This is a genomic window from Amycolatopsis benzoatilytica AK 16/65 (assembly GCF_000383915.1).
Classification (GTDB): domain Bacteria; phylum Actinomycetota; class Actinomycetes; order Mycobacteriales; family Pseudonocardiaceae; genus Amycolatopsis; species Amycolatopsis benzoatilytica.
In genome coordinates this window covers 3277707-3303167 of the sequence record NZ_KB912942.1, presented here as the reverse complement: position 1 = coordinate 3303167, position 25461 = coordinate 3277707, and the positions used below count along the sequence as shown (strand labels likewise).

At 70.3% G+C, this 25461-nt stretch carries 25 protein-coding genes; 18 read left to right on the top strand and 7 right to left on the bottom strand.

Annotated features, from left to right (window positions below):
* Positions 1-25: 25 nt before the first annotated feature.
* The 12 genes from AMYBE_RS0115180 (at position 26) to AMYBE_RS0115120 (ending at position 12143) form a co-directional block, all read left to right on the top strand.
* Positions 26-1330: an alginate lyase family protein gene (locus AMYBE_RS0115180; protein ID WP_020660243.1), complete on the top strand. Its 1305-nt coding sequence runs from the start codon at positions 26-28 to the stop codon at positions 1328-1330.
* Positions 1331-1429: 99 nt separating this feature from the next.
* Positions 1430-1714: an isoamylase early set domain-containing protein gene (locus AMYBE_RS0115175; RefSeq protein WP_027927668.1), complete on the top strand. Its 285-nt coding sequence runs from the start codon at positions 1430-1432 to the stop codon at positions 1712-1714.
* A gap of 124 nt (positions 1715-1838) precedes the next feature.
* On the top strand, positions 1839-2456 hold the full coding sequence (locus AMYBE_RS0115170) for a TetR/AcrR family transcriptional regulator (protein WP_027927667.1): 618 nt from the start codon (positions 1839-1841) through the stop codon (positions 2454-2456).
* Positions 2457-2462: 6 nt separating this feature from the next.
* A complete protein-coding gene (locus tag AMYBE_RS0115165) occupies positions 2463-3125 on the top strand; it encodes an enoyl-CoA hydratase/isomerase family protein (RefSeq protein ID WP_020660240.1) in 663 nt (220 codons plus the stop codon).
* A gap of 131 nt (positions 3126-3256) precedes the next feature.
* The gene (crcB, locus tag AMYBE_RS0115160) at positions 3257-3724 is read left to right on the top strand and encodes a fluoride efflux transporter CrcB (RefSeq protein ID WP_084470019.1); all 468 of its coding nucleotides are present in this window, start codon (positions 3257-3259) and stop codon (positions 3722-3724) included.
* On the top strand, positions 3724-4092 hold the full coding sequence (gene crcB / locus AMYBE_RS0115155; RefSeq protein ID WP_020660238.1) for a fluoride efflux transporter CrcB: 369 nt from the start codon (positions 3724-3726) through the stop codon (positions 4090-4092). Before crcB (AMYBE_RS0115160) ends, crcB (AMYBE_RS0115155) begins: the two co-directional genes overlap by 1 nt.
* Positions 4093-4206: 114 nt before the next feature.
* On the top strand, positions 4207-5532 hold the full coding sequence (locus AMYBE_RS0115150; RefSeq protein ID WP_020660237.1) for a purine-cytosine permease family protein: 1326 nt from the start codon (positions 4207-4209) through the stop codon (positions 5530-5532).
* Between the two features lie 70 nt (positions 5533-5602).
* The gene (locus AMYBE_RS0115145) at positions 5603-7153 is read left to right on the top strand and encodes a hydantoinase/oxoprolinase N-terminal domain-containing protein (protein WP_020660236.1); all 1551 of its coding nucleotides are present in this window, start codon (positions 5603-5605) and stop codon (positions 7151-7153) included.
* A 3-nt stretch (positions 7154-7156) separates the two neighbouring features.
* A complete protein-coding gene (locus tag AMYBE_RS0115140) occupies positions 7157-8227 on the top strand; it encodes an S-methyl thiohydantoin desulfurase family protein (RefSeq protein ID WP_020660235.1) in 1071 nt (356 codons plus the stop codon).
* A gap of 85 nt (positions 8228-8312) precedes the next feature.
* Positions 8313-9410 carry an S-methyl thiohydantoin desulfurase family protein gene (locus AMYBE_RS0115130; RefSeq protein WP_020660233.1) on the top strand — a complete coding sequence of 366 codons (1098 nt, stop codon included), beginning with the start codon at positions 8313-8315 and terminating at the stop codon, positions 9408-9410.
* 175 nt (positions 9411-9585) lie between these two features.
* Positions 9586-10656: a DUF917 domain-containing protein gene (locus tag AMYBE_RS0115125; protein WP_020660232.1), complete on the top strand. Its 1071-nt coding sequence runs from the start codon at positions 9586-9588 to the stop codon at positions 10654-10656.
* An 86-nt stretch (positions 10657-10742) separates the two neighbouring features.
* Complete coding sequence (locus AMYBE_RS0115120) at positions 10743-12143, top strand: PucR family transcriptional regulator (protein ID WP_020660231.1); 1401 nt, start codon at positions 10743-10745, stop codon at positions 12141-12143.
* A 34-nt stretch (positions 12144-12177) separates the two neighbouring features.
* Here AMYBE_RS0115120 and AMYBE_RS0115115 read toward each other — a convergent pair whose 3' ends face one another.
* The 3 genes from AMYBE_RS0115115 to AMYBE_RS0115100 all read right to left on the bottom strand — a co-directional run bounded on the left by AMYBE_RS0115115 (position 12178) and on the right by AMYBE_RS0115100 (position 14968).
* Positions 12178-13407, bottom strand: a complete 1230-nt coding sequence (locus AMYBE_RS0115115) for an alpha/beta fold hydrolase (RefSeq protein ID WP_020660230.1) — start codon at positions 13405-13407, stop codon at positions 12178-12180.
* A 143-nt stretch (positions 13408-13550) separates the two neighbouring features.
* Positions 13551-13877 (bottom strand): hypothetical protein, encoded by a 327-nt coding sequence (locus AMYBE_RS0115110; RefSeq protein ID WP_020660229.1) that lies wholly within the window; start codon positions 13875-13877, stop codon positions 13551-13553.
* 473 nt (positions 13878-14350) lie between these two features.
* Positions 14351-14968 carry an RraA family protein gene (locus AMYBE_RS0115100; RefSeq protein WP_027927665.1) on the bottom strand — a complete coding sequence of 206 codons (618 nt, stop codon included), beginning with the start codon at positions 14966-14968 and terminating at the stop codon, positions 14351-14353.
* Positions 14969-15034: 66 nt separating this feature from the next.
* Between AMYBE_RS0115100 and AMYBE_RS0115095 the strand changes: the two genes are divergently transcribed.
* From AMYBE_RS0115095 to fgd, 5 genes are all read left to right on the top strand, one after another.
* Entirely contained in the window at positions 15035-15535 is a 501-nt protein-coding gene (locus AMYBE_RS0115095) for a methylated-DNA--[protein]-cysteine S-methyltransferase (protein WP_020660226.1), read from the top strand.
* 1029 nt (positions 15536-16564) lie between these two features.
* Positions 16565-16840 carry a hypothetical protein gene (locus AMYBE_RS0115085; protein ID WP_020660224.1) on the top strand — a complete coding sequence of 92 codons (276 nt, stop codon included), beginning with the start codon at positions 16565-16567 and terminating at the stop codon, positions 16838-16840.
* Between the two features lie 126 nt (positions 16841-16966).
* Positions 16967-17335 (top strand): YciI family protein, encoded by a 369-nt coding sequence (locus tag AMYBE_RS0115080; protein WP_020660223.1) that lies wholly within the window; start codon positions 16967-16969, stop codon positions 17333-17335.
* A 261-nt stretch (positions 17336-17596) separates the two neighbouring features.
* Positions 17597-17941, top strand: coding sequence for a hypothetical protein (locus tag AMYBE_RS0115075; RefSeq protein WP_020660222.1), 345 nt, complete (start codon positions 17597-17599; stop codon positions 17939-17941).
* A 575-nt stretch (positions 17942-18516) separates the two neighbouring features.
* On the top strand, positions 18517-19521 hold the full coding sequence (gene fgd / locus AMYBE_RS0115065) for a glucose-6-phosphate dehydrogenase (coenzyme-F420) (protein ID WP_020660220.1): 1005 nt from the start codon (positions 18517-18519) through the stop codon (positions 19519-19521).
* Between the two features lie 60 nt (positions 19522-19581).
* Here the strand turns inward: fgd and AMYBE_RS41745 are convergent, their stop codons facing one another.
* The 4 genes from AMYBE_RS41745 to AMYBE_RS0115045 form a co-directional block, all read right to left on the bottom strand.
* A complete protein-coding gene (locus tag AMYBE_RS41745; RefSeq protein ID WP_020660219.1) occupies positions 19582-19923 on the bottom strand; it encodes a hypothetical protein in 342 nt (113 codons plus the stop codon).
* Positions 19924-19991: 68 nt separating this feature from the next.
* Positions 19992-20441: a copper resistance CopC family protein gene (locus AMYBE_RS41740; protein ID WP_020660218.1), complete on the bottom strand. Its 450-nt coding sequence runs from the start codon at positions 20439-20441 to the stop codon at positions 19992-19994.
* Between the two features lie 98 nt (positions 20442-20539).
* Complete coding sequence (locus AMYBE_RS0115050) at positions 20540-21139, bottom strand: hypothetical protein (RefSeq protein ID WP_020660217.1); 600 nt, start codon at positions 21137-21139, stop codon at positions 20540-20542.
* 11 nt (positions 21140-21150) lie between these two features.
* On the bottom strand, positions 21151-21597 hold the full coding sequence (locus AMYBE_RS0115045; RefSeq protein ID WP_154676212.1) for a hypothetical protein: 447 nt from the start codon (positions 21595-21597) through the stop codon (positions 21151-21153).
* Positions 21598-22281: 684 nt separating this feature from the next.
* Here AMYBE_RS0115045 and AMYBE_RS0115035 point away from each other — a divergent pair.
* Entirely contained in the window at positions 22282-24726 is a 2445-nt protein-coding gene (locus tag AMYBE_RS0115035; RefSeq protein WP_245573197.1) for a helix-turn-helix domain-containing protein, read from the top strand.
* The last annotated feature ends 735 nt before the right edge of the window (positions 24727-25461 follow it).

The window sequence follows — 25461 nt, the reverse complement described above, 5'->3', positions numbered from 1 at the left end:
ATTCATATACCTGAACGGAGTTGCAGTGCTGCCTCCTTCCCGTTCTTCCCGCCTGCGCCGGGTCGCGACGGTCTTCGCGACGGTCGCGGGACTGCTCGCGTCCGCCGCGGGCGCGGCGACGGCCGCTCCGGCGGCGAGATCGTGCTCGTTCGTCTGCGTGCCGGACCCGGTCGTGCTCGACGGCCTGCACCTGGCAGGCAACAAGATCGGCCTGCTGGCCGGGGACCGGACTCTGCGCACGTCGCTGTCGAATCTGCTGAAGCAGGCCGACGACGCGATGGCCAAGGGGCCCTGGACGGTCATGGCCAAGGACCGGATCCCGCCCAGTGGCGACAAGCACGACTACCTGAGCCTTGCCCCGTACTACTGGCCGAGCCAGCCGAAGACGCCGGACAATCCGCAGGGCTGCCCCTACGTCAGCCGTGACGGCGAGGTCAATCCCGAGATGAAGAACGTCCCGGACAAGGCTTCGCGGCTGGTCGCGTTCAACGCGATCTACCAGCTCTCGCTCGCTTGGTTCTACACCGGCAAGAAGGAATACGCCCAGCGCGCAGCACTCGACCTGCGCACCTGGTTCCTCGACCCGGCCACGAAGATGAACCCGAACCTGAACTTCGCGCAGGGCATCCCGTGCCAGACCGACGGACGCGGAATCGGCATCATCGAGTTCTCCTACACCTTCACCCAGGTGCTCGACGCCGCCCGGATCCTCGACGCCGGCGCGCCCGGCTGGTCCTCCGCCGACGCCAAGGCGTTCCGCGACTGGTCCGGCGACTTCCTGACGTGGCTGCGCACCAGCAAGAACGGGACCGACGAGGCCAAGGCGGCCAACAACCACGGCACGTTCTACGACCTGCTCACCGCGGCGACCGCGAGCTACGCCGGGCAGCGGGACCTGGCCCGGCAGATCGTCCGCGACTCGGGCAAGGCCCGGATCGACCACCAGATCGACGCCGACGGCAGCCAGCCGGAGGAGTCCACCCGGACCCGGACCTACCACTACCACACGTTCAACCTGGTCGCGATGACCCGGCTCGCGCAGCTGGGCCTGCATCTCGGCGTGAACCTGTGGGCGTACCGGAACCCGAAGGGCGGCAGCATCTTCGCCGCGGTCGATCATCTGCTGCCTGCCGCGACCGGCAAGGAGAAGTGGCCGCTGCCGGACATCCACTTCATCCAGTACGCGGCGCTCGACAGCGTGCACGCGGCCGCCGACGCCGGCGACTGGAAGGCCCGCGCGGCGATCGGCCAGATCCCGGTCCCGCCCGGCGGGGACCTGTTCCCGGTCCGCCCGGCGGCCGAGCAGCTGGACGACGTCTCCACCACCTGACCCCGGTTTTCACCCGGACGCGGCACGTTCCGCGTCCGGGTGGCCGGCGGCGGTCATGAAACGATTCAGAACGACCGCACCTGCCGGAAGGGGAAACGCGTGATCAAGACCAGCCGGGGCCGCAGGCCCGAGGTGCGCCGGGTGACGTTCGTGCTGCCGCTCGACGCTCCGCCCGGACCGGTGAGCGTGGTCGGCGACTTCAACGACTGGCAGCCCGGACGGCACGAACTGCGCAAACGCTCGAACGGCACCCGCTCCGCCGCGGTGGAGGTCTCGCCGGGCGCCCGCCTGCGCTTCCGCTACCTGGCCGACGGCGGCCGGTGGCTGGACGACCCGGAGGTCCCGGCCCGGGACGGGCGAGACTGCCTCTACATCGCCGACTGATCCCGGCCCGGAGTTCCCGTTTGTCCGTGAAGGGAACATTGAGGGACTCTGAGTCCCGCAATGTTCCCTTCACGGACAACGTGCCCTCTAGTTTTGGAACACGCGCTCCATTATGCTCGGCGTCATGCCCCGTCCTCGGATCCACGACCCCGAGCTGATCCTCGACACCGCCGAGCGACTCCTCGCCGACGTCGGGCCCGAGGCGCTCACCGTCCGGCGGCTGGCGCAGGAGGCGGGCGTCCCGAACAGCTCGATCTATCACGCCTTCACCTCGCTCCCCGCGCTCGTCGGCCGCACCTGGCTGCGAGCCGCGACCTTCTTCCTCGACGAGCAGGAGCGCCTGGCCGACGCCGCGCCCGACCCGATCGAGGCAGTCGTGGCGGCGGCGGACACCTCGGCGGTCGTGGCTGAAGCCCGCCCGGACGCCGCGCGGATGATGGTCGCGATCCCGTCGCGGCGAGTGCTCGGCCCGCAGTTGCCCGACGATCTCGTGGAATCCCTGCACGCCTTGGACAAACGCCTCGTCCGCCTCCTCGTCCGGCTCGCCCGCCAGCTCTGGGACCGAGGCGACGGACCGGCTGTCGAAGTCGTCACCGCCTGCGTCGTCGACCTGCCGACCGCGCTCCTGCGCCGCGAGCTGGCCACCGGACCAGCCAGCCAGCACGCCCGAGACCGCCTGGCCGCCGCCGTTCGCGGCGTACTCGCGCTCAACCCGCCGCCACCGCCCCGCAGGAAGGACTAAGCAGCGATGCCCACTCTCACCACCACCGGCCCAGTCCACGTTCTCGACTTCGGCGCCGACGAAAACCGGTTCGCCCCGGCCTGGCTCGACGAAGTGCACGTCCACCTCGACACCGTCACCGCGGGCAAAGAGCCGGCCGCCCTTGTCACCACCGGCAGCGGCAAGTACTACTCGAACGGTCTCGACCTGGACTGGCTGACCAGCCATCCGGACGACGCCGTCAAGTACGTCGCCTCGATCCACGACCTGCTCGCCCGCGTGCTGTCCCTCCCGGTGCCGACCGTCGCCGCGGTGAACGGCCACGCGTTCGGCGGCGGCGCGATGCTCGCGATGGCGCACGATTTCCGGCTGATGCGCGCGGACCGCGGCTACTTCTGCTTCCCGGAAGCCGATCTCAACCTTCCGTTCAGCGCTGGCATGGCCGCGCTGGTCCAGGCCAAGCTCACCCCGGCCGCCGCGGTCGCGTCGATGACCACCGGACAGCGGTTCGGCGGAGCGCAGGCCGCCGCGCTCGGCCTGGTCGACGCGACGGAAAGCCTGGAGAACCTCCCGGCCGCGGCGATCGAGCGGGTCGCCCCGCTGGCCGGCAAGGACCGCGGCACCCTCCAGGCGATCAAGTCGACCATGTTCGGCCCGGCGCTGGCCGCCTTGCGGGAGCCCGGAAAGTGATCCGGTAGGCTCGGGTCAGCGCGGCGGTGGGGCTCGCCGCTCCGGGAGATAGTGCCGGGCAACTGTGGTCGAGGCCGCCAACAGTCCCTACTCGAACTGCGACCTCCGGGTCCGTGGAGTAGGAGAAGACTGTGCCTGAAGAGCCTCTTGACCCTGATGTCGACCTCAGGGATCCCGCGCAGCAACGGGAACTCGTCCGCCACCATGTCTCGGTCCTCGGCGTGATCGCGCTCGGCGGCGGCCTCGGCGCGCTGGCCCGGTACGGCCTCGCGAAGGCGGTACCGGCCGCGTCCGGCGGCTTCCCGTGGGCGACGTTCTGGACCAACGTGGCCGGCTGTTTCCTCATCGGCGTGCTGATGGTGCTGGTCACCGAGGCGTGGTCGGCGCACCGGCTGGTCCGGCCGTTCCTCGGCGTCGGGATCCTGGGCGGCTTCACCACGTTCTCGACCTACGCCGTCGAAGCGCGCAATCTCCTGCAGCCGGATACTGTGCCGCTGGCTTTCCTCTACCTCGGCGGAACGCTCCTGGCCGCGTTGCTGGCGGTCCTGCTGGGGCACGCGGTCACGCGCAAGCTCGTCCCGGTGGAGGTGGCCGTCTGATGACCGTCGTTCTCGTGTTCCTGGGCGCCGCCGTCGGCGCACCGATGCGGTACCTGACCGACCGGGCCGTCCAGTCCCGGCACCAAAGCCTGTTCCCGTGGGGGACCTTCACCGTCAACCTGATCGGCTGTGTTCTGCTCGGCGGCCTCGCCGGCGCCGGAACCGCGCTGCCCCCAGCGGTGTATTCGCTGCTCGGCACCGGGTTCTGCGGTGCGCTCACGACGTACAGCACGTTCAGTTACGAGACGGTCCGGCTGGTCGAACGCCGGTCCTACTTCGCGGCGGCGGCGAATGTCGTCGTGAGCGTCGCAGCGGGCGTCGGCGCGGCTGCGTTCGCGTACCAGGCGGTCCATGCCTTGATCGGGTGACCGGACGATTCGCACAGTGCTGCCGGTCAGACTGTGCGGATCGCACGGTGACCTCGCCGTAAGCCCTGCTTACGGTCTGAGGAACCCGTCCCCCTCCCGGATTAGGAGGTCGCCATGGCCTCAGCAGTCGGTGTCGACGACTACGCGCTTACCAGAGTGCCTGACTCCGCTCGTTACTCGTGGTGGTCGGTCGCTGTCCAGCGGTTCGGCCAGGTCTCCGCGCTTTCGCAGTTCCTGCTCGGCGCCACCATCGGCTTCGGGATGAGCTTCGGGAACGCCGTGCTGGCGTTCACCCTCGGCTCGGTCATCCTGGAGTTCATCACCATCCTCGTCGGCGTCATCGGCGTCCGCGAGGGCCTGACCACCTCGATGATCGCGCGCTGGACCGGGTTCGGCCGGGGCGGCTCCGCGCTCATCGGGCTGGCCATCGGGATCAGCTTGATCGGCTGGTTCGGCATCCAGTCCGCGGTGTCCGCGCAGGGCCTGGCCTCGCTGGTCGGCGGCCTGCCGGAATGGGGCTGGGCGCTGGTGTTCGGCCTGGTGGTGACCGCGGTCGTGGTCCGCGGCTTCCACTCGATGGCGTGGACCGCGTACCTGATGGTGCCCGCGTTCCTGGTCCTGGTCGGCTGGTCGGTGATCTCCGAGCTGACCCGGCACGATCTGGGCGCGCTGGTCTCGTCCGCGCCGCCCGGCCCGCCGCTGTCCCTGCTGCAGGGCACCACGCTGGTGGCCGGCGGGTTCATCGTCGGCGCGGTCATCACCCCGGACATGACCCGGTTCAACCGCACCACCGGCGACGTGGTGAAACAGACGCTGGTCGGGGTCACGCTCGGCGAGTACGTGATCGGGCTGGCCGGCGTGCTGCTCGCGCACGCGGTCGGCACCGCGCAGATCACCACGATCGTCACCTCGTCGGTCGGCTGGATCGGGCTGCTGATTGTCATCGCGGGCACGATGAAGATCAACGACTGGAACCTGTACTCCTCCGGCCTCGGCGTCGTGAACTTCATCGGCACGGTGACCGGCAAGCGGGCGCACCGCGGCCTGGTCACGGCGGTGATCGGCGTGGTGGGCAGCCTGCTGGCCGCGGCCGGGATCCTCTCGAAGTTCACCGACTTCCTGACCGTGCTGGGGGTCGCGTTCCCGCCCATCGCCGGGATCATGGTCGCCGAGTACTTCGTCGTGAAGCAGTGGCGCGGCGCGTTGGCGCAGGCCCGGGCCCGCGGCGCGGTTCCGGAGGAGGCCCCGGTGTGGGTGCCCGCGACGATCGTCGTCTGGATCGCCGCCGCGCTGTTCGGCGAGTTCGTCGGCTGGGGCCTGCCCAGCATCAACTCGCTCGTCGTCGCGTTCGTCCTGTACGTGGCCGCCGGGAAGCTCGGCCTGGTCCGCGGGGTCGGCAAGAGCCGCACCGCGGACGCCGAACCGGTCCCGGCCGCCTGATCCCTCGGGAGCGGCAAGGCAGGTCGGAACCGGCCTTGCCGCCCCCGAGCCCCTGGAAGGAGATTTCTTCGTGCGCATCGGCATCGACGTCGGCGGCACCAACACCGACGCGGTTCTTCTGGACGGCCGCGAGGTGCTCGCCTCGATCAAGACCAGCACCACCGAGGACGTCACCTCGGGCATCGTCGCCGCGATCGACGGCCTGCAGCGGCAACGGGCGTTCGACCCGGCGTCGGTGCGGGCGGTCATGATCGGCACCACGCATTTCATCAACGCACTGGTCGAGGCGCACCGGCTGGCCCCGACCGCGGCGGTCCGGCTCAGCCTGCCCGCCGGGGCTTCGCTGCCGCCGATGGTGGACTGGCCGCAGCGGCTGGTCGACGCGGTGTCCGGGCGCAGCTACCTGGTGCACGGCGGCCACGAGTTCGACGGACGGCACATCGCCGAGCTGGACGAGAGCGAACTGCGCAAGGCCGCCGACGACATGGGCGCGGCCGGCGTCCGCAGTGTCGCGATCACCTCGGTGTTCTCGCCGGTCAACGCGGAGTTCGAGGCGCGGGCGGCGGAGATCATCTCCGCCCAGCTGCCGGACGTCGCGATCTCGCTCTCCCACGAGATCGGCCGGATCGGCTTGCTGGAGCGGGAAAACGCGACCGTGATCAACGCGGCGCTGCGCGAGCTGGCGGCGCACATCGTGGACGGACTGGCCGCGTCGGTCACCGGCGCGGGCATCACCGCGCCGCTGTATCTGAGCCAGAACGACGGCACGCTGATGGACGTCGACTTCGCCCGCCGGTACCCGGTCGCCACCTTCGCCTCCGGTCCGACGAACTCGATGCGCGGCGCGGCCGTGCTGTCCGGCCTGGACACCTGCGCGGTGGTCGACGTCGGCGGCACCACCAGCGATGTCGGTGTGCTGCGGCAGGGTTTCCCGCGCGAGGCGACCACGGACGTGAGCGTGGCCGGGATCCGCACGAACTTCCGGATGCCGGACGTCCTTTCGATCGGAATCGGCGGCGGCAGCCGGGTCCGCGGCGATGCGGCGAACGTGACTGTCGGACCGGATTCGGTCGGCTACGAACTGACCTCGAAGGCGCTCGTCTTCGGCGGAGACACGGTGACCGCGACCGACATCGCGGTCGCCGCCGGCCGCGCCGAGATCGGCGACCCGTCGCTGGTCGCGCATCTCGACCGGGCGTTCGTGCGGGCCGCTCTGGACAAGATCGCCGCGGACGTCTCCGACGTCGTGGACCGGATGCGCACGTCGTCCGAACCGCTCCCGGTGGTCGCCGTCGGCGGCGGCTCGGTGCTGCTGCCGGACGAACTCGCCGGCTCCGGCCGGGTGCACCGGCCGGGCCACTACGCGGTGGCCAACGCGATCGGCGCGGCGATCGCGCAGATCGGCGGCGAGGTCGACCGGGTTTACGTGATCGAGGCCGGCCGCCGCGAAGAGGTGGTGGCCGCGGCGAAGCAGGAGGCGGTGGACCGCGCGGTCGCGGCGGGCGCGAGCCCGTCGTCGGTGGCCATCGTCGACTTCGACGAGGTGCCCATTCCGTACCTGCCCGGCAATGCCACCCGGATCCGGGCCAAGGCAGTCGGCGACCTGCAGCTGGGAGCCTGAACGATGGCGGAGATCACGGCGAACGACCTGGACGACATCGCCCGCGGCGCGGCGATCCTCGGCACCGGCGGCGGGGGAGACCCCTACATCGGCCGGCTGCTGGCGCACGCGGCGGTTCGCGAGCACGGTCCGGTGCCGCTGGTGAAACTGTCCGAACTGGACGACCACGCGGTGGTGCTGCCGGTCGCGATGATGGGCGCGCCGACGGTGATGGTGGAGAAGCTGCCGTCCGCCGAACAGGTCGGCCTGGCGGCCCGGACGCTGGCGGCCTATCTGGGCAAGGAGCTGACGCACATCGCGTGCGCCGAAGCGGGCGGGGTGAACTCGCTGATCCCGGTCGTCGCCGCGGCGCAGCTGGGCCTGCCGCTGGTGGACGCGGACGGGATGGGGCGGGCGTTCCCGGAACTGCAGATGGTTCTGCCGACGCTGTACGGAATCCGCGCCACCCCGATGTCCATCGCGGACGAGAAGGGCAACCGCGGGGTACTGGACACTGTGGACAACCGCTGGGCGGAGCGGCTGGCCCGCTCGGCGACGATCGACATGGGCTGCTCGGCGATGATCAGCAACTACGCGATGTCCGGCGAGCAGGCGCGCGAGTCGATGGTGCCGGGCACGCTGAGCCTGTGCGCGGAACTCGGCGCACTGGTGCGGCAGGCGCGCGCCGAACACGCGGACCCGGTGGACTTGGTCGTGGCGCGGCTGAGCGGCAAAAAGCTGTTCAGCGGCAAGGTGGTCGACGTCGCCCGCCGCACCGTGACCGGCTTCGCTCGCGGCGATGCCCGGCTGTCCGGAACCGACGGCGACACCGGTTCGGAGATGATGTTGCGGTTCCAGAACGAGCATTTGGTGGCCGAGGTCGACGGCGAGGTCCGGGCTTCGGTGCCGGACCTGATCTGCACGCTCGACCGCGAGTCCGGCGAAGCGGTGACCACCGAGGGCCTGCGCTACGGCCAGCGGGTGACGGTCATCGCCGCCCCGGCGGATCCGCGCTGGCACACGCCGGAAGGCATCGAGCTGGCCGGTCCGCGCTACTTCGGCTACGACCACGACCCGGTCGGGGTGAACGCATGAGCGAAGCTCGCGAGCGGATCGCGGAGACTGAGGTCCGCGCTGTCCTCCAGTTCGTCGGCGAAGCTCTTTTCCGGGCGGTGCGGGAATGAGCAGCTGGACGTTGACCGAGGACCATCTCGAAGACCTCGCGCGCGGCGCGGCGGTCCTCGGCACCGGTGGCGGCGGCGATCCCTACGTCGGGCGCCTCCTGGTGCGCGAGGCGATCCGCGAGCACGGCCCGGTCACCATCCTCGACCCGGCCGGCCTCGCCGACGACACGTTCGTCATTCCGACCGCGCAGATGGGCGCGCCGACCGTGGTGCACGAGAAGCTGCCGAACGGTGCGGAACCGGAACTCGCGTTGCGGGCGCTGGAAAAGCACCTCGGCCGGAAGGCCGACGCGACGATGCCGATCGAATGCGGCGGCATCAACTCGATGATCCCGCTGGTCGTCGGCGCGCGGCTCGGGCTGCCGGTGGTGGACGCGGACGGGATGGGGCGGGCGTTCCCGGAACTGCAGATGGAGACCTTCGGCGTCTACGGCGTTCCCGGCTCGCCGATGGGGATCGCCGGCGAGCGCGGCGAGACCACGGTGATCGACACCGGTGCCGACAACCGGCGGATGGAATGGCTCGCGCGCGGGGTCACCATCCGGCTCGGCGGCGTCGCGCACATCGCCGAGTACTCGATGAGCGGTGCGGACGTGAAACGCACCGCGGTGCCGCGGACGCTGTCGCTCGCTTTGAGCGTAGGACGGGCGATTCGCTTGGCGCGCGAGGCGAATGCCGATCCGGTGGCCGCGCTCGCGGTCGCGCTGAGCGACACGCTCTACTCTCATCTGCGGGTGCTGTTCCGCGGCAAAGTGTCCGATGTGGAACGCCGGACCGAGGAGGGGTTCGCCCGCGGGCGTGCCGCCGCGACGTCGTTCGACGGGGAGCACAAGCTGGAAATCCAGTTCCAGAACGAAAACCTGGTGGCGTTCGTGGACGGCGAGATGCGCTGCCTGGTGCCCGACCTGATCTGCGTGCTGGAGGCGGAGTCCGCCGAACCGATCACCACCGAGACGCTGCGCTACGGCCAGCGGGTGACCGTGGTCGGGATCTCGACGCCGCCGCTCATGCGCACTGCCGAGGCGCTGGCCACGTTCGGCCCGGCCGCCTTCGGGCTGGCGCATGATTTCGTCCCGGTGGAGCTGGCTTCATGACTTCGCTCGACGGCCGGACGGTCGTGGTGCTCGGCGGCGGGAAGAAGCGGTGACAAGCCGCGCGCGGCGGCGGCCGAGCTGGGCTCGCCCGCGAGCTGAGCCTCCGCGCTCACCCCACCGCTTCGACGCTGTATCCGGACGGCGGATACAGCTTCCGCTGATACCCTGACCAGCCATGCGCATCACCGCCGCGGACGTGCCGGCCCTCGAACGCGGGGTCGCGCTGCTCGGTTCCGGCGGAGGCGGCGACACCGTCACGGTCGCGGTGCTGCTGCGCCGGCTGCTCGAATCCGGTCGCGAACCGGCGGTGGTCGGGGTCGCCGACCTGCCGCCGGACACGCTGGTCGTGCCGATCGGCATCGTCGGCGCGACCGCCGCGCTGACCGAAAAGCTGCCGAGCGGCGACGAAATGGCCTCCGCGGTGGCGGCGATCCAGCGGTGGACCGGGCAGCGCGCGCAAGCCCTGATGACGATCGAGATCGGCGGGCTCAACGGCCTGCTGCCGCTTGCCGCCGCCGCGGAGCTGGGTCTGCCGTATGCGGACGCGGACCTGTGCGGCCGCGGCCTGCCCCGGCTGGACCAGGCGTCGGTCGCCGCGACCGGCCGCGGCATGGCCCCGGCCGCGATGGCCGAGCCCGGCGGCCAGGTCGTCGTGCTGGCTTCGGCGAGCGACGCGGCGGTGGAGGACGGCGTTCGCGCGTTCCTGGTCAGCTCCGGCGGCTGGGCGGCGATCGCGCTGGCCCCGATCCCGGCGGGCGAACTGGCGGAGAACACCGTGCTGGCCACGACCAGCCAAGCCCTCGCTCTCGGCCGGCGCGCCCTGGCCGCCGGGGAGAATCCGGACCTGCCGACGCTGGAAACGGCGCTACGCGGCCGGGTCCTGGCGAGGGGACGGGTGCTGGAAGTGTCCCGTCACGTCGGCCCCGGCGAGCGCGGACGGCCCGGCTTCGGCCGCGGCTCGGCGACGCTGGCCGATCACCGCGACGGCGCGCTGCTGCGGCTTGAGATGGAGAACGAATATCTGCTGGCGTTGCGGGACGGGCTGCCGGTGGCGTCCACCCCGGACATCTTGTCGGTACTGGACCGGCGCACCGGGGTGCCGTTGCAGTGCGACTTGATTCGCGCCGGGGTCGAGGTCGATGTGGTGTGCCTGGCGGCGGCGCCGTTCTGGACTGATCCGCGGCGGCGGCCGTTGCTGGAGCCGCGGGCGTACGGAATCGACTGCGATCCGGTGGTGGCGGGATGATTCTGCGCGGGTTGCTGGCCTTGCCGTCGTGGACAGATCAGGTCCGGGTCTGCGCCGGAGAGTCTGGTTTGGACCGTCCATTGAGTATGGTCACGGCGGCGTTGGACGCGGCCGGCACCCCGGCCGCGGGCGCGTTGGTGGTGCTGGTGCGGCCACTGTCGGGGGACTGGCAGGTCGATGCGCTCCTGCGGCGGTGTGCCGACAGCCGGGCGGCCGGCGTGCTGTTGCCCGGCGAGGAACCTCTTGCCGCGTCCCGATTGCTGGCGGACCGGCTTTCGGTGCCGCTGCTGGTGACGGCCGCGGATCCGCTCGATCTGCTGGTGGACGCCCGTCTTGCGCTGGCGGCGCCGGACGCCGCTCGCGCCGACGCGGTGCTTGTCGCGCATCGGGCGCTGGGGGAGCGGTTGCGGCCGCCGGAAGAGATCGTGACCGTGCTCCGGCGGTTGCTGGACGCCCCGGTCGCGGTCTTGGACGATCGAGGCGAGGTGCTGGCGGGGGAGCTCGCCGAGGCGGCCCGGGTGCGGTTCCAGGAGCCCGTGCCGCAACGGGTTTCTCTTCCGGATGGCGTGCTGCTCGCGCATCCGGCGGTGGTGCCGCAGCCGTCGGTGTGGCTGGCGGCGGAGCTGACCGGAGCAAAAGCGCCGCGGGCGGACGTGGTCGCCGCGACGCTCGCGGTGGCCGCCGGTGCGGTGCAGCGGTGGCTGCTGGCGCATCGGCTGGAATTGGAGCGCGATGCCCGGTCTCGGACGGCACTGCTGGGCGATCTGTTGCGGCAGGACACCGAACCCGGAGCCGATCTGCGCCGCCGAGCCGCCGACGCTGGCTGGCGGCTCGGCGGATGGCACGTCGGTCTGCGGATCGGCGTACCGGCGGGCGTCGACACCGTTTCGCGTACGCGGGAGGTGGTTCGTGCGTTGCGCGCCGAGTCGGTGGACGCCGTCACGGTGGAACACGGCGACGGCTGGACCGGGTGGGTTACGTTCGAGCAGGAACCGACGGCGGAGCGGGTGCGGGCGTTGTCCGCGCGATTGCGTGCCGCGCATCGGAGCCTGCGCCGGACGTTGAACGCGCACCTGGGGGTGGGGCGTCCGCACGCGGACGGTCTCGCCGCGACTGTCGCCGAAGCGGCGGATGCCGCACGGCTGGCCGCCACCCGGCCGGAGACCGGGTACTTCTTGCACGTCGACCAGCTCGGGATGGCGCAGCTGCTGCTGGAATGGACCCGGACGGACACCTTCGAGCCCGCGGCGCGGGCGCTGCTCGCTCCGCTGGTTTCAGCGCCCGGCGAGCTGATCCGCACGCTCGGCGCATACCTCGACGCGGAGTCTTCGCTCGCGGAGACCGCGACGGTGCTGGGAGTCCATCGGAATACCGTGGCCGCGCGCGTCGGCCGGATCGAGCAGCTGCTGCAAGTGGATCTGTCCCGCCCGGACGAGCGGCTTGCGCTGCATCTGGCCGTCCGGGCGGTGATCCTGGCCCAGCCGTGAGGGGAATCCCGCCGGGACTCCCCTCCCGGTCAGGTCAGACCCGGCCGCGCACCAGGTCGATCAGCCGGCCCAGTACGTGGTCGCCGGAGGCACGGAGCCCGTTGTGCTCGTATTCGTCAGTGAGCCAGGGCTTCAGCGTCGGAATCAAGCGGGCGGTCTCCTCGGAGAACACGCGCTCGACGTACATGTCGTTGGCGTAGATCGCGGCGGCCGCCGGGACCGTGCACTTGCTCAGGACGTCCGCGTCGTACAGCTTCGGCCATTCGTGCTGGGCGAGCAGCTCGGCGGTCTCCTTCATCGGCTGCAGCCCGCGCAGGTCGTCGAACAGCCAGGGGAACACGTGCTCGCCGGTGAAGAGCGTGCGGTCGGTGCGGAACTCCTCCGGCAGCGTCCGCTCGGCCGACCAGCGGGTGGCGAACCCGTCGGAGTAGGACGACTCGTGGATCACCGAGTACAGCGGGTTGCGGGCGGTGAACGGAAGCGTGCTGGCGACGTCGTGCGCGAACGCTGGCGACAGCGGGTCACGTTCGAGCAGGTAGTGGAGGGTTTCCTGGCCGCCGCTGGCACCGAGGGTGTGGCCGAGCTGGCGGAACAGCCGCGCGGTCAGCGGACTGCCGTCGGGGAGCGCGACGGCGCCGTCGTCGAGCAGCGGCAGCAGCGCCTCGACCCGGTCGCGGTCGCCCGGATAGCGCAGGTAGTAGCGCCGGTTGCGCTCGATCAGGTTGACGAACGTCGCCGCGTAGACCTCGTCCGGATGCCGCCCGATCGGCGGCAGCCCGCCGGTGAAGAAGGCTTCGGCCAGGCCCTCGGCGGCTTGGCTGAGGTAGGCGAGCGTGGTGAACCCGCCGAACGACTGGCCGAGCACGCTCCACCGCTCGACTCCCAGCGCCCGCCGGATGAACTCGGCGTCGCGAACGATCGCGTCGGCGCGGAAGTGGGTCAGGTAGCCGGCCTGCTCGGACGGGGTGCCCGGCAGCGTGCCGACCGGGGTGGACCGGCCGGTGCCGCGCTGGTCCAGCATGAGCACCCGGTACTCCCGCAGCGCGCGCGGCAGCCATCCCGGCGCACCTGCCGACGGCCGCGGCGCCTCGTGCCCGGGACCGCCCTGCAGGTAGACGAGAAACGGCCGGTCGAGGCCGTCCGGATCGGCGACCTCCCGCGCGAAGACGGTGATCTTCGCGCCGTCGGGATCGGCGTGGTCGAGGGGGACGGAGAACTTGTGCTCGGTGAGCACGAGACCGGGAACGCGCACGGTGCTGGGCATGTCCGCGATCCAACCAGAATCCACGGCCGGCGGGCCAGGCAGTTTGCCCGTGGAGTCTATTGTGGACGGTGAGCGCGCCGGTCACGTGCGCGGACTGCCTCGCAGCGGGCCGGCCAGGCCCCGGGCAGGATGGTGTCGAGCCGCTAGTCCTTGCCCATCGCGCGGCGGATCTCGGCCAGCTTGTCTTTGGCCGCTTCCTTGCGGTCGGCGATTTTCTTGTCCAGCGACTCCAGGTTCTCCGGACCGCCGATCCCGGCGAGCTCCTGCGCGCCGACCGACGTGGTGTACCGCTTCTCGATCCGGTCCCGCACGTAGTCGAAGGACGGCGCGCCGGTGTCGCTGTAGTCCGGTTCGGGGAGAGCGGCCGGGTCGGGCGGCGCGGCCGGCATCGGGGCGACCCGCGGCGAGGCCGGGCTTTCCACGATCTCGGCGTCGAGAGGTTCCTGTTCGCCGGGCTTGTCCGCGCTCATCGTCTCGCCTCTTTCTCGGTCGTGGGCTCCGTCATCGACCCTAGCCGACCTCGCCCGGCCGGGGCGGATGTTTCGGCTCCGCCGGTCCGTGGCAGCCCATCAAGAAGGAAAGGAGCAGTCGATGCCCAGCATCCGCCTGACCGCGCCGCCCGCCCCGCCCGAACCGGTACCGCCCGGGCCCGCCGATCCGGCAGATCCGGACCCGGTGCTGCCGTCGCCGGCACCGGATCGACCGCTGCCCGACCCGGAACCGCCCCCGCCCGATTCGGAACCGGGACCCGCCGGATTCAGTCCGATGTGGACTCTACGGCCGGAGTGAACGCTTGCCGGGCGCGCCGATCGGGCTGAACGACGAACCGATTCAGTCCGGTCGGCGGCGAGCTGTCGCAGCGCGCTCCGGCCGGAGAACCGTTCGCCGGGGCGAGGCGGCGGTGTCAGCCGGCGGCCCGCTCACCGGCTTGAGCCGTTGAGCGTCAGCCGGAGAACCCGCCCGCCGCCAGCGCCGCGTCGACCTTCGCGCGGTGCGCTTGCGCCCAGTCGTCCAGCGTCTGCGCCTCTTCCTTCGCCAGTCGTTTGCGGGCGTCGGCCAGCACCTGCTCCGCTGTCCCGGCCGGCACCACGACCACGCCCTCTTCGTCAGCCACCACGATGTCGCCGGGAGCGATCGTCACCCCGCCGCACTGGGCCGGTTCACCGAGCGGGGTCACCGCGGCCTTCGTGCCGGGGATCGGGATCACGCCGCGCGCGTACACCGGGAACCGCATCTCGCGGACCTCCATCAGGTCGCGGATCACGCCGTCCAGCACGAACCCGGCGATGCCGCGGCGCTGAGCCGTCGCGCAGACGTTGCCGCCCGCGAGCGCGTAGTCGAGGTCGCCGGATTCGGCCACGATCACCGAGCCCGCCGGCGCGCGGTGGATAGCCGCGTGCAGCATCAGGTTGTCCCCCGGCGGGCAGCGGACCGGATAGGCGGGCCCGGCGATCCGCGGCAGCGGCGCCCACAGCGGGCGCACGCCGTGGTCCAGCACCTGGCCGCGGCCGAGGATGTCGGCGAGCGTCGTGGTCGGGATATCCGCGAAACCGTCGTCCATGGACGGCGATGCTCTCACGCGCGAGCCGCCCGGATACCGTTCCGTGGCACCGATCACGGAGGACAGATGGCTTTCCGGCACACCGTCGCCGCCTCGCCGGTCGGTGACCTCACGCTGGTCGCGGACGGCGGCGCGCTCGTCGGCGTCTACTTCGACGGTCACCGCCGCACCCCGCGGTTCCCCGAGTTCGGTCCGCGCACCGACGAAGGCTTCTCCGACGCGACCCGCCAGCTCGCCGAGTACTTCGCCGGCCGCCGCCAGACCTTCGATCTGGAGCTGGACCTGCGCGGCTCCGAGTTCGAACTCCGTGTCTGGCAGCTGCTGACCCGCATCCCGTACGGCGAGACCCGCAGTTACCGCGACCTCGCCGTCGACCTGGGCGAACCTGGCGCGGCGCAGGCTGTGGGCAACGCGAACGGCTGGAACCCGATCAGCATCGTCGTGCCGTGCCACCGCGTGGTCGGCAGCAGCGGCGGCCTCACCGGCTACGCGGGCGGCGTCGAGCGGAAGCGGTTCCTGCTGCACCTGGAAGAACCGCCGGCCGAGGACGCGGGCCGTCTCTTCTGACCCTCGCCCCGGCGACGTGCCGCGGTGCTGCCCGGCAGCCGACCGTCGTTCCGGACGCCCCAGCGCAGGCCGGCGTCGATCGATATTCACTCGAACGATCATCACTCTCCGTGTCACTCGTATGGGTGAGCTGAAGCGACCATTGGCAGTGACGCTCCGTGTCTACAGCGTCGTGACCCGAGGCCGGCCGCCGGGCGGCGGTCCGGGATGACCGTGCGAATGAACGTGCATATTCCCGTTTCCGGCCAGGGGCCGGACGGCTCCGGACGTGCCTAGTGGTTTGGACAAGATTTCCTGGTTCGGCTCCGGAACGGCCGCAACGGCGACCGCAGGGAGTGACGGAAGCCGTCACTCGAACCGCTGGGCGACGATGAAGGACCGTTCACCGCGACACTGGCAGTAGAGCTGGTCGGTGACGCACGGTTTTCGCCAGGATGGCCGCATCCGAGGCCGCCCGTGCGGCGGCCGGGACGCCTGGACATCTGTCAGCGCCGGTCCGCCGGGCCGGAAGAGAAAGGGACGACGATCTTCGTGACGCTACTTCCCTGCCTCGCCGACCAGTCGCCTCGAAGCGCGCTGCCGTCCGGGCCGCGCCGACCGGACGAGGGCGCCGGGCCGGACGCGAAGCCGGTCCGCGCGGAAACGGCGGCCGCGCCGGTGCGGCCGCCGAGGACAGCGTTGCCGCCGGGCACGTCGGCGCGACCGGCCGGGGCAGCGGGGCCGGAGACCGCTGGCGGCCGCCGCGAACCTGCTCGGCCGGACGACGCCGTCGGTGCCGCCCCGGGCGACGCTCACGGTGGTGCTCCAGCAGATCCGGCTGCCGGGGGACGGAGCGGCACCCCGGCTCTCCCGCGGAACCCCGCCTCGACCGGCAGCCTGCCTCGGCCCCGCTCCTCCTCGGCCCCTGTCGTCCGCGGCCGACCCAGCCCGCGCCACCCCAGCTCCTCCGCGCCGCCGGCTCGGGTCCGGGTCATCGTCGACTGGACGCCTTGCTCCCGTCCGCCTCGGCGGATCGCCTCGCGGGACGAGATGATCGCCTCCGCCAAGCAGGTACTCGCGCGCAATCGGCACGGTCGCCACCGCAAGCCCGACACTCGCGACCCCTGGACGTCCCTCGCGGCGGATTTCGTCCTCGTCTGGGCGCCCGTGCTGCGGATGGCGGTGCTCCTGCTTGCCGGCACCGCGTTCCTCACCGGACTGGTGCTGATGGACAGCCCGGTCGCCGGGCTGGCGGTCGCCGGCGTGACGGTCGGCGCGGCTGCCTGCCTGGTCAGGCCGCGAAAGTCGCCCTCGCATCGGTGCTGATCTAGGCGTGCGGAAAAATTCTTGGCGCACGATGTCGAAGCAGGCCGAGCCCGCCCGACGAGTATCCAGAGGCCGGCGAACGCGCCCGGAGCCGACCGGGCCCCGGCCTGAACCCGAGGAGCGGTCATGCGTTTCCTGATGATGCACCGGCTGGACGAGAGCGCCCCGGAAGCCTGGAACCCGAGCCCGGAATTCATGGAGAAGATGGGCGGGATGATCCAGGACTGGTCCGCACGCGGCATCCTGATCACCGCGGAAGGAGTGCACCCGTCGGAGAAGGGTGCGATCGTCCGCAAACCGCGCGGCGCGACGCCGGTAGCGACCGACGGCCCGTTCACCGAGGCCAAGGAGGTCATCGGCGGGTTCGCGCTGATCAACGTGGACGACCGGGCCCAGGCGGTGGCGTACGCGCAGGAGTACGCCGGGCTGTTCGAGGAGATCGAGGTCGAGGTGCGCCAGGTCGTCGAGTTCGACGACCTGCCCGCCGCGCAGTGAGCCCAACGGCCGGGTCCTGCGATGCTCGGGCCCGGCCGTTCGGCGGCATTCGCGCGCCAGGTCTTTGTCATCGACGGCGCGCGGCCGCCGCCGGGATCTTCGTCCGAAAGGCGGGGAACCCCAAGGAGGCAGCGGTGCGGATCATGCTCACGGCGGCCCTGACAACGATGTCGGCGCTTACCCTGGCGGGGCCCGGCTCGGCGTCACCACCGCGCCGTCCGGGGTCGGCGGCTGGCGCACCCAGAAGCCGCCGCGACCGCGATGATGGCGTTGTACGACAACGGCACCGGTCAGTTCCGCGGTGCCGGCTGGTGGGGGAGCGCGGTCTCGTTGACCGGCGTCATCCGCGATGCCGCGGTCACCGGGATGGGCAGTTACGACTGCGCGATTTCCACGACGTACGAAAAGAACGTCAACGCCGGCCGCGGCCAGTTCCGCAACGAGTTCTCCGACGACACCGGCTGGTGGGCGATGGCGTGGATCGACGCCTACCACCGCTACCGGTCTCGGGCGCAACACGGCGGGACTGGTTCCGGGACAAGGGAATCATCGGCGCGGACGGGCTGGTCGTGGACGGCGTCGACGGCGCCAGCTGCACCCCGGTAGGGAACCATTACACCTACAACCAGGGCGTGCTGATGTCCGGCCTCACCGCGCTGTCCCGGGTGCCGGCCTCGTCCGCGGAGTGTCCGAATTGGACGCCGCGGTCGGCGGAGCGCCGTACCACGGCTTCCTGACGCGGCAGCCGGACTCGGCGTATGCGCACTCCCGCAACGACTTCGACCGGTACTCGCGGGAGTGGTCGGGCAGCGGCGACAAGGGGCCGGGCTGTCGGCCGAGCGGGCTGGCGTTGATGAACGCGACCCCCTGGTTTTCCGACGCACCAGCCGAGCACGATCCACGGGTCCGCGACGACCGGCGAGCAGCTCTCGGAGCGCATTCACGATCGAGGTCCTCGGCTGGTGTCCGGCGTACGCCGCGCCGGGCCAGCATCGTGCGGGTGTCGGCGCCGGGGTGCGCAGGGTCGGGACCGCCGAATCGTCCGCGCGCGGCTGAACGTCCCGTGTGGACTCCTGGCCGGGTGACCTAGCGCACACCCGTCCTGTGTCGGCCTCTCCGGGTACGGTTGGACTCGCCACGGGAAATGCTGCGTGGTTTCAGGCGGACGGGGAAGGGCGATCGTGGAGCTGAAGGTCGGGTACAAGGCGTCGGCGGAGCAGTTCGGTCCTCGCGAGCTCGTGGAGTTCGCGGTGCGCGCCGAGGAGCTGGGGCTGGACTCGGTGTGGGTGTCGGATCACTTCCTGCCGTGGCGCCATGAAGGCGGGCATGCGCCGTGGGCGCTGGCGTGGATGCCGGCGGTGGCCGAGCGGACCAGCCGGGTGCTGATCGGGACGAGCGTGCTGACGCCGACGTTCCGGTACAACCCCGCGGTGATCGCGCAGGCGTTCGCGACGATGGCGCTGCTGTCCGGCGACCGGGTGATCCTGGGCGCGGGCACCGGCGAGGCGCTGAACGAGATCGCGGTGTCGGGCCGGGAATGGCCGGAGTTCAAGGAGCGGTTCGCGCGGCTGCGCGAGTCGGTGCGGCTGATGCGCGAGCTGTGGACGAAGGACAGCGTCGACTTCGAGGGCGACTACTACCAGCTGGTCAACGCGAAGATCTACGACCGGCCGGAGCGGCCGGTGCCGGTGTACGTCGCGGCCGGCGGGCCGGTCGTGGCGAAGTACGCGGGTCGCGCGGGCGACGGCATGATCTGCACGTCGGGCAAGGGCATGGAGCTCTACACCGACAAGCTGATGCCGGCGATGGCCGAGGGAGCCGCGGCGGCGGAGCGGGACGCGGCGGGCGTGGACCGGATGATCGAGATCAAGATGTCGTATGACCGCGACGCGGAGAAGGCGCTGGCCAACACCCGGTTCTGGGCCCCGTTGTCGCTGAGCGCGGAGCAGAAGCACACGGTCTCCTCGGCGGAGGAGATGGAGCGGCTGGCCGACGAGCTGCCGATCGAGCAGGTCGCGAAGCGGTGGATCGTCGCGTCCGACCCGGACGAGGCGGTCGCGCAGATCAAGCCCTACCTGGACGCGGGCTTGAACCACCTCGTGTTCCACGGCCCCGGCCACGACCAGGAGCGCTATCTGTCGCAGTTCGCCGAGGACGTGCTGCCGCGGCTGCGCGCGCTGGCCTGACCGAGACGGACGCGACGCCGGGCGGGGACCTTCCCCGCCCGGCGTCGCGCGTTCGCGGGCTCAGTCTTCGCTGGGGAAGAGAATCGGACTGAGCAGGTACCGGGCCCGGCCCGGAGCCGGCGCGCTGCCGAGCATCGGCGCGATCGCCTCCCGCCTGCCTTGGATCATCGCGAGCAGTTCGTCGCGGCTCAGCCAGACCGCGTGCTGCCGGTAGCCGACCAGATCGTCGACCGGATCCGCCTGGGCACGGCCCAAATAGGCGTCGAACTCGGCGACCAGGGCGGCCATCGCGGCGGCGAACCCGCGCCGGTGGTCGTCCGGGGTGAACTCGGCGGGAGTGTCCTGGTCGATCACCGCGCGCTCGCACCGCAGCCGGTATGTCCGCTCCACCGCGCCGCGCACCCGCTGCTCGTCACTGGCGGCGGTCCGGGGCCGCGCGTGGCGGCCTCGGGGCTAACCCGAGGCAGGCTCTAGCGTCGCGCCAGCCGAACTGCCGCCAGCACCAGACCCGCCACGCCGACGAACACCGCGACCCACACCCAAGGCGGGGTCGGGCCCGGAAGGTCGACGGTGAAGCGGTACGAACCGGTCAGCGCGGCCTTACCTGGCGGGGTCACCTGATACTGGACCTCGTAGACGCCGCTGCCCGGCGACTCCCGCAGCGGCACGGTCACCACTTTGCCGTCGACTGCAGCCATCGACCGGTCCCAGATCTCGCCGCTCTCGCTGGTCACGCGCACCCGGTAGGGTCCCCCGCCGCCCACGGCCTGGTCGAACACGAGGCGCACGACGCTCGGCGCCGCCGCGACGCGCGAGCCGGCCTGCGGAACAGACCTGGCCAGCGCCGGGTCGGCCGTGGCGGGCGGGGCGGACAACAGAGCCAGCACGAATGCCACGAGAACTGCGGCGAACCCTTTCACGGGACCTCCTTGCTACGGAACATCACGGCTGGGCGGGAACCAGCCGAAAAGGAGAACGGGCCCCCGGCAAGGGGGTGACCGGGGGCCCGTTCAGGTTTTCAGCAGCGAGCCGCCTGCTCGGACGACTTCGAGCTCCATTCCGCACCGGAGAGCTGACCTTCGACGACGTCGTCCCACACGTACCACTGGTTATGGCCGTTCCATTGCTTTTCGTGCCACATCTCCCAGTCGCCGGTGACTCTCGTCTTGTGCTTCACCGCCCACAGGTCGACCCTCTTCTTGGGCCCGATGTTCTGCCGGACCTCGTGGGTGGTTTCGTCGGTGGTGGACCATTCCTGGCCAAAGCTGGCCCGGACGGAGGCCTTGAGCACGCCTTCGAGACCGGCCTCGACTCCGATTTCGATGTTGTACCGGTCCGTGGTGGTCGATGAGACGTTCTTCCGGAACACCTTGGTGGCTTCGGAAGAACTGCAGTTCTCGTGGTAGCCAATGTACTGGGCCGGGCCCAGGAAGGGGATCAGACTGCCCTTGGGGTGGAACTTGCACCACTTCGCGCTGCCGCACGACCGCAGAACCTGCTGCGGCGTCGGGTCCGCGGCCTGTGCGGCGTTCGCCGGGGTGGCGAGCACACCGCCGGCGACGGCGACCGACAGCGCGAGCGCGCCGAGAATCCTTGAAGGGCCGGGGTTGAAATTCACCTGTCCACCTCTCATTCGAGATCGATCTTCACGGTCTGGGTGCCGAACCGCCCGACGGTGGGACGGTTCTCGGTGTACGGGCCTTCCCGCTGCCCGTTCTCGTCCACGAGGAACACGCCGCACTGGTTCCACGCCTGAAGCGACCTGACGTTCTTGTACCAGCGCCGATCGGGACGGAACCAGTAGGTCGCACCGGTCTTGCAGTTCTGATCCACCCAGATCCGCACTGCATAGCCTTCGTAGTTGTAAGCACTGAAAAGTGCGGCCGCGACGACGTCGCCGGGTGCGCGCACCTGATCCGAACTGCCGTCGCACTGCATTTTTTTGGTCGTGATAGAGTAATCGCATTTGATGCCCGGCGGGTTGTCGTCCGCCGATGCCGTGCCAGTCGAGAGGCCGACCAGTAGTCCGGTTGCCGCCAATGTCGTAGTTATGCTGCGCTTGAAGACAGAATTCATCGATACACCTTCCGGCGATTACGCCGAGCTCATTGCATCAAAAACTGATCATCCGCCGGAACGGCGATGACTCGCACCGACGCTCCTTCTCGGCGGACGCATATCGCGTCGCGAATGATCCGAGCGACCGGGGCGGATCGGCCCGGCAACCGTCGAGCACCTTTCCGGCCAGGCCGATCTTCACGTCCGTGAGTGCCGCCCTCCTCCCGGTGCGTCGGGCCGGGAGGAGGGCGTCTGACGTTGAGAAGTAGACACCGCCGACGTCTGTGTGCACCAGGCAGAAGCACCGGCAATTTCGATGAGCAAAACGGCCGCCGCCGCACGCCCCTTATGTGGGTATCTCCCGTGGTGATTGACGCGGCGCAAGAGCTTGTCTCGGGTGCTGCGCGCCGGACGGTTCGCTGGTCTCGTCCCCGAAGGGCCCCTTGCGGGAATTGGATTCCCGCAAGGGGCCCTTCCCGGACAGGCCGGCAAACCGGCCGCCCAGGAATCACGACAGCACCAGGTGAGATCTGGTTGATTCCAGGGCTTCGCCGTTGGCGCGAGATTTCACCTGATCGGGTTGCGGCAGCTGGTCGTCCCGTTCATCGGGAGGTGATGTCACACCTTCGTGGCAAGATGATCTCAGTACTGGTGATTCGTCGCCGGGATTACCCCGTCTGCCCTGGAGAGGAGTTCGGCCGCGTGAGCGCAACTATGAACTTCGGTGAATTATTGCGCTTTTATCGGCTGCGTTCCTCGCTGACCCAAGAAGAGCTGTCGAAGCGGACGAAGATCAGCGTACGCGCGATCAGTGATATGGAACGCGGACTGGTCAGTAATCCGCAGCGGCGCACCGTGGAACTTCTGGGCGACGGTCTCGAGTTGGCCGAGGACGAGGCCGATCGGTTCACCGACGCCGCGCGCGCCGGGCGGCGGATGGCGACCATGGCCGACAAGCCCGGGCTTCCCGGAGCGGTGCAGGCGCGCGCAGGGTGCGCATTGCCTCCGACGCTGACCGAACTCACCGGACGTGACGCCGAGCTGAGCGTCCTGGACGAGTACGCCCAGGACGCGATTTCTTCTTGCCGGTTACAGATCACGGTGGTGCACGGTCTGCCGGGGGCGGGCAAGACGGCGCTCGCGGTGACCGCGGGGCATCGACTGGCCGGCCGGTTCGCGAACGGCGCACTGTTCCTCGATCTGCAGGGAATGGGTCCGGAGCCGTTGTCGCTGGACCGAGCGCTGTACCGATTGCTGCGCGCGTTCGGCGTCGACGAGCGGAAGATCCCCGCCGAACTCGACGACCGGCTTTCCCTGTATCGCTCGCTGCAGCAGGACCGGAGCGTGTTGCTCGTCCTCGACAACGCCGCCGACGAAGCGCAGGTCCGGTCGTTGCTGGCCGCCAGCAACGGTTCGATGGTGTTAGTGACGAGCCGCAATACGCTGGCCGGCCTCGATGCGCGGCACCGGTTGGCGGTGGAGCTGCTCGATGAGGAATGCGCGGTAGCACTGCTGGCTCAGGCGGTCGGGAAGGAGCGGGTGGCGGCCGAACCCGAGGCGGTGCGGCGGGTGGCGAAGATGTGCGGTGGGGTGCCGCTGGCACTGGCGATCGCGGGGAATCGGCTTGCCAGCCGGAGCCAGTGGACAGTGGCGCACCTGGCGGACCAGCTGGAGGACGAGCGCCGGAGGCTTTCGGTCCTCACCGCGGGCGACCTTCAGGTGCGCGCCGCGTTCGAGATCTCCTACCGCAACCTGGAACTCTCGGTGGCGAGAATGTTCCGGAGACTCACTCTCGTGCAGGGTCCGGACATCTCGGTCGAGCTGGCCGCCGTGGTCTCGGGGCACACGGCGGACGTCGCCGAGGCGATGCTGGAGAAGCTGGCTGATGCCAGCCTGCTCGGGCTCAGCGGTACCTGCGGCCGGTACACCAGCCACGACCTGGTCCGGGTGTTCGCCAAGGAACAGCTGGAACTCTGCGAGAGCGAGGAGGACGTGCGGGCCGCCCTCGACCGGACGCGGCACTGGCTGCTCGCGGTCGCGACGAAGGCGGCCCGGTACTTCGACCGCGGCCAGACCGAAGCGACGATCGAGATCGACGGGCCGGATCCTCTGCACGACAGGGATTCCGCGGCGCGATGGTTGGCGCGGGAACAGTCGAACTGGTGCCACGCGTTGCGCCTTTCCCAGGCGCAGGGGGAACATCGGCGGGTCCTCGATCTGGCCACCGCCCTGCACTGGTACTCGGATCTGCGCGGGTCTGGCCACCTGTGGCTAGAAGTCTATGGCACCGGTCTGAAAGCGGCGGAAGCGCTGAGAGACCTCCGTGCTGTCGCCGAGCAGGCGAACTATCTGTGCTGGGCACTGTCCGCGTTGTGCGGGCAACAGCGTGAGGCGCTTGTGGTCCACCAACGCGCGGTGGCTGCGGCGCACGAAGTCGGTGATCTCGTGCTCGAAGCCTGGGCCTGGTATTACCGGTCCATCATCGACCTGCGGCTCGGTTCGGCCAGCGATGCCGTCCGGCACGGCAGGCGTGCCGCCGAGCTGTTCGAAGAGGCCCGGCTTCCCGACGAGTACCACCTGGCCCTGTCGCTGCTGGGTAAGCAGCTGCACGCGGCGGGTGAGTACACCGAGGCAGTGGCGGCGCACCGGCAGGCTGTCGCGCACCACCGCGGCCTCACCAGTACTCCGGGCAACGACGAGCTGCTGTCGCTCCTGTTGACCCGGCTCGCCGAGAGCCTGACCGTCTCGGGGGACGTGCCGACCGCGCTCGAGTTCCTGGACGAGGCGGAATCGCTGTACCGGAAACATCAGGCCAGCATCGGGGTGGCCAGGGCGCGGCACCTTCGCGGCCTGGCCCTGGCCAGGGCAGACCGCCTGGAGGAGGCCAGGGACCAGCTGATGTCGGCACTGGAAGAAGCGCGCTGGTCGGAGACCAGGATCGAGATACTGGTGCAGTTGGCGAAGCTGTGCGAGAAATGCGGTGAGCCCGCCCGCGCCCGTGAGCACCGGATGCGTGCCCTTGCCGAATGCTCGCGTTACGACGCGCCGGCGGTCCGGCGCACTGCTCACCTGCTTGCTGCTGACCTGGGTCTCAGCAGTCCAGATCGGACGTTGTCGCAAGCGGGGAGACCGGGCAGTTCCGGGTGAGTTCTTCGGCAGCGGAGCGAGGGCGATTTCTCGCGCCCTCTCGCCCCGTTCACCGTGCGAGCATCCGCGTCTGAGGCACCAGCTGTCACCTCCCCTCCGGAATCGGACTGGGCACGGAAGCGCGACAGAGACAGCGAGCAAGCGCGAACACCATGGGGAATTGCCGAGACAACTGCACTTGACGGTTCGGCAGGCGTGACTGGAAGCAGCCGGCGTGAGCGCACGGCGGATGGCGGACTCTCTCCCTCGTCGCATCACGAGTCAACGGGCCGGACCCTGCTTCGAAGGTGCGAACCAGTGGGCGCTCGGTGGCCCCGAATCTGCTAGGAAGTTCGGTGCGCGAGAACCCGTAACAGGCCCCTCGGCTGCCGGTCGGCGGACTCATCCGGGCGGGGGCTCATCTGCACCGTTGCACCCCCATGCTGACGCGTTTGACGTCCAAACTTGCGGATCTGCCGCCAGTCTGCCGGTATTTCTGCGTGGCGGCACAGGCTGGCAGCGTGATGTAATCGTGCCCGTAAGGGTAAAGGAAAGGTAATGATTACGTATAGACGGTGATCCAGGCATGCGTCGTTGCGCGCAGACCGTCGACCTGGCCGGAAACAAGCGCTTTCGCGGCTGGAGTGCGCTTCGTCGCTGATCCGGTAGTTCCCGGAATCGACGACCAGTGTCAGCGTCGTCGAGGGTTTGCCGGCGAGTCGGTCGGCTTTGCCAGGAGCGGCCCTTGAATACCGG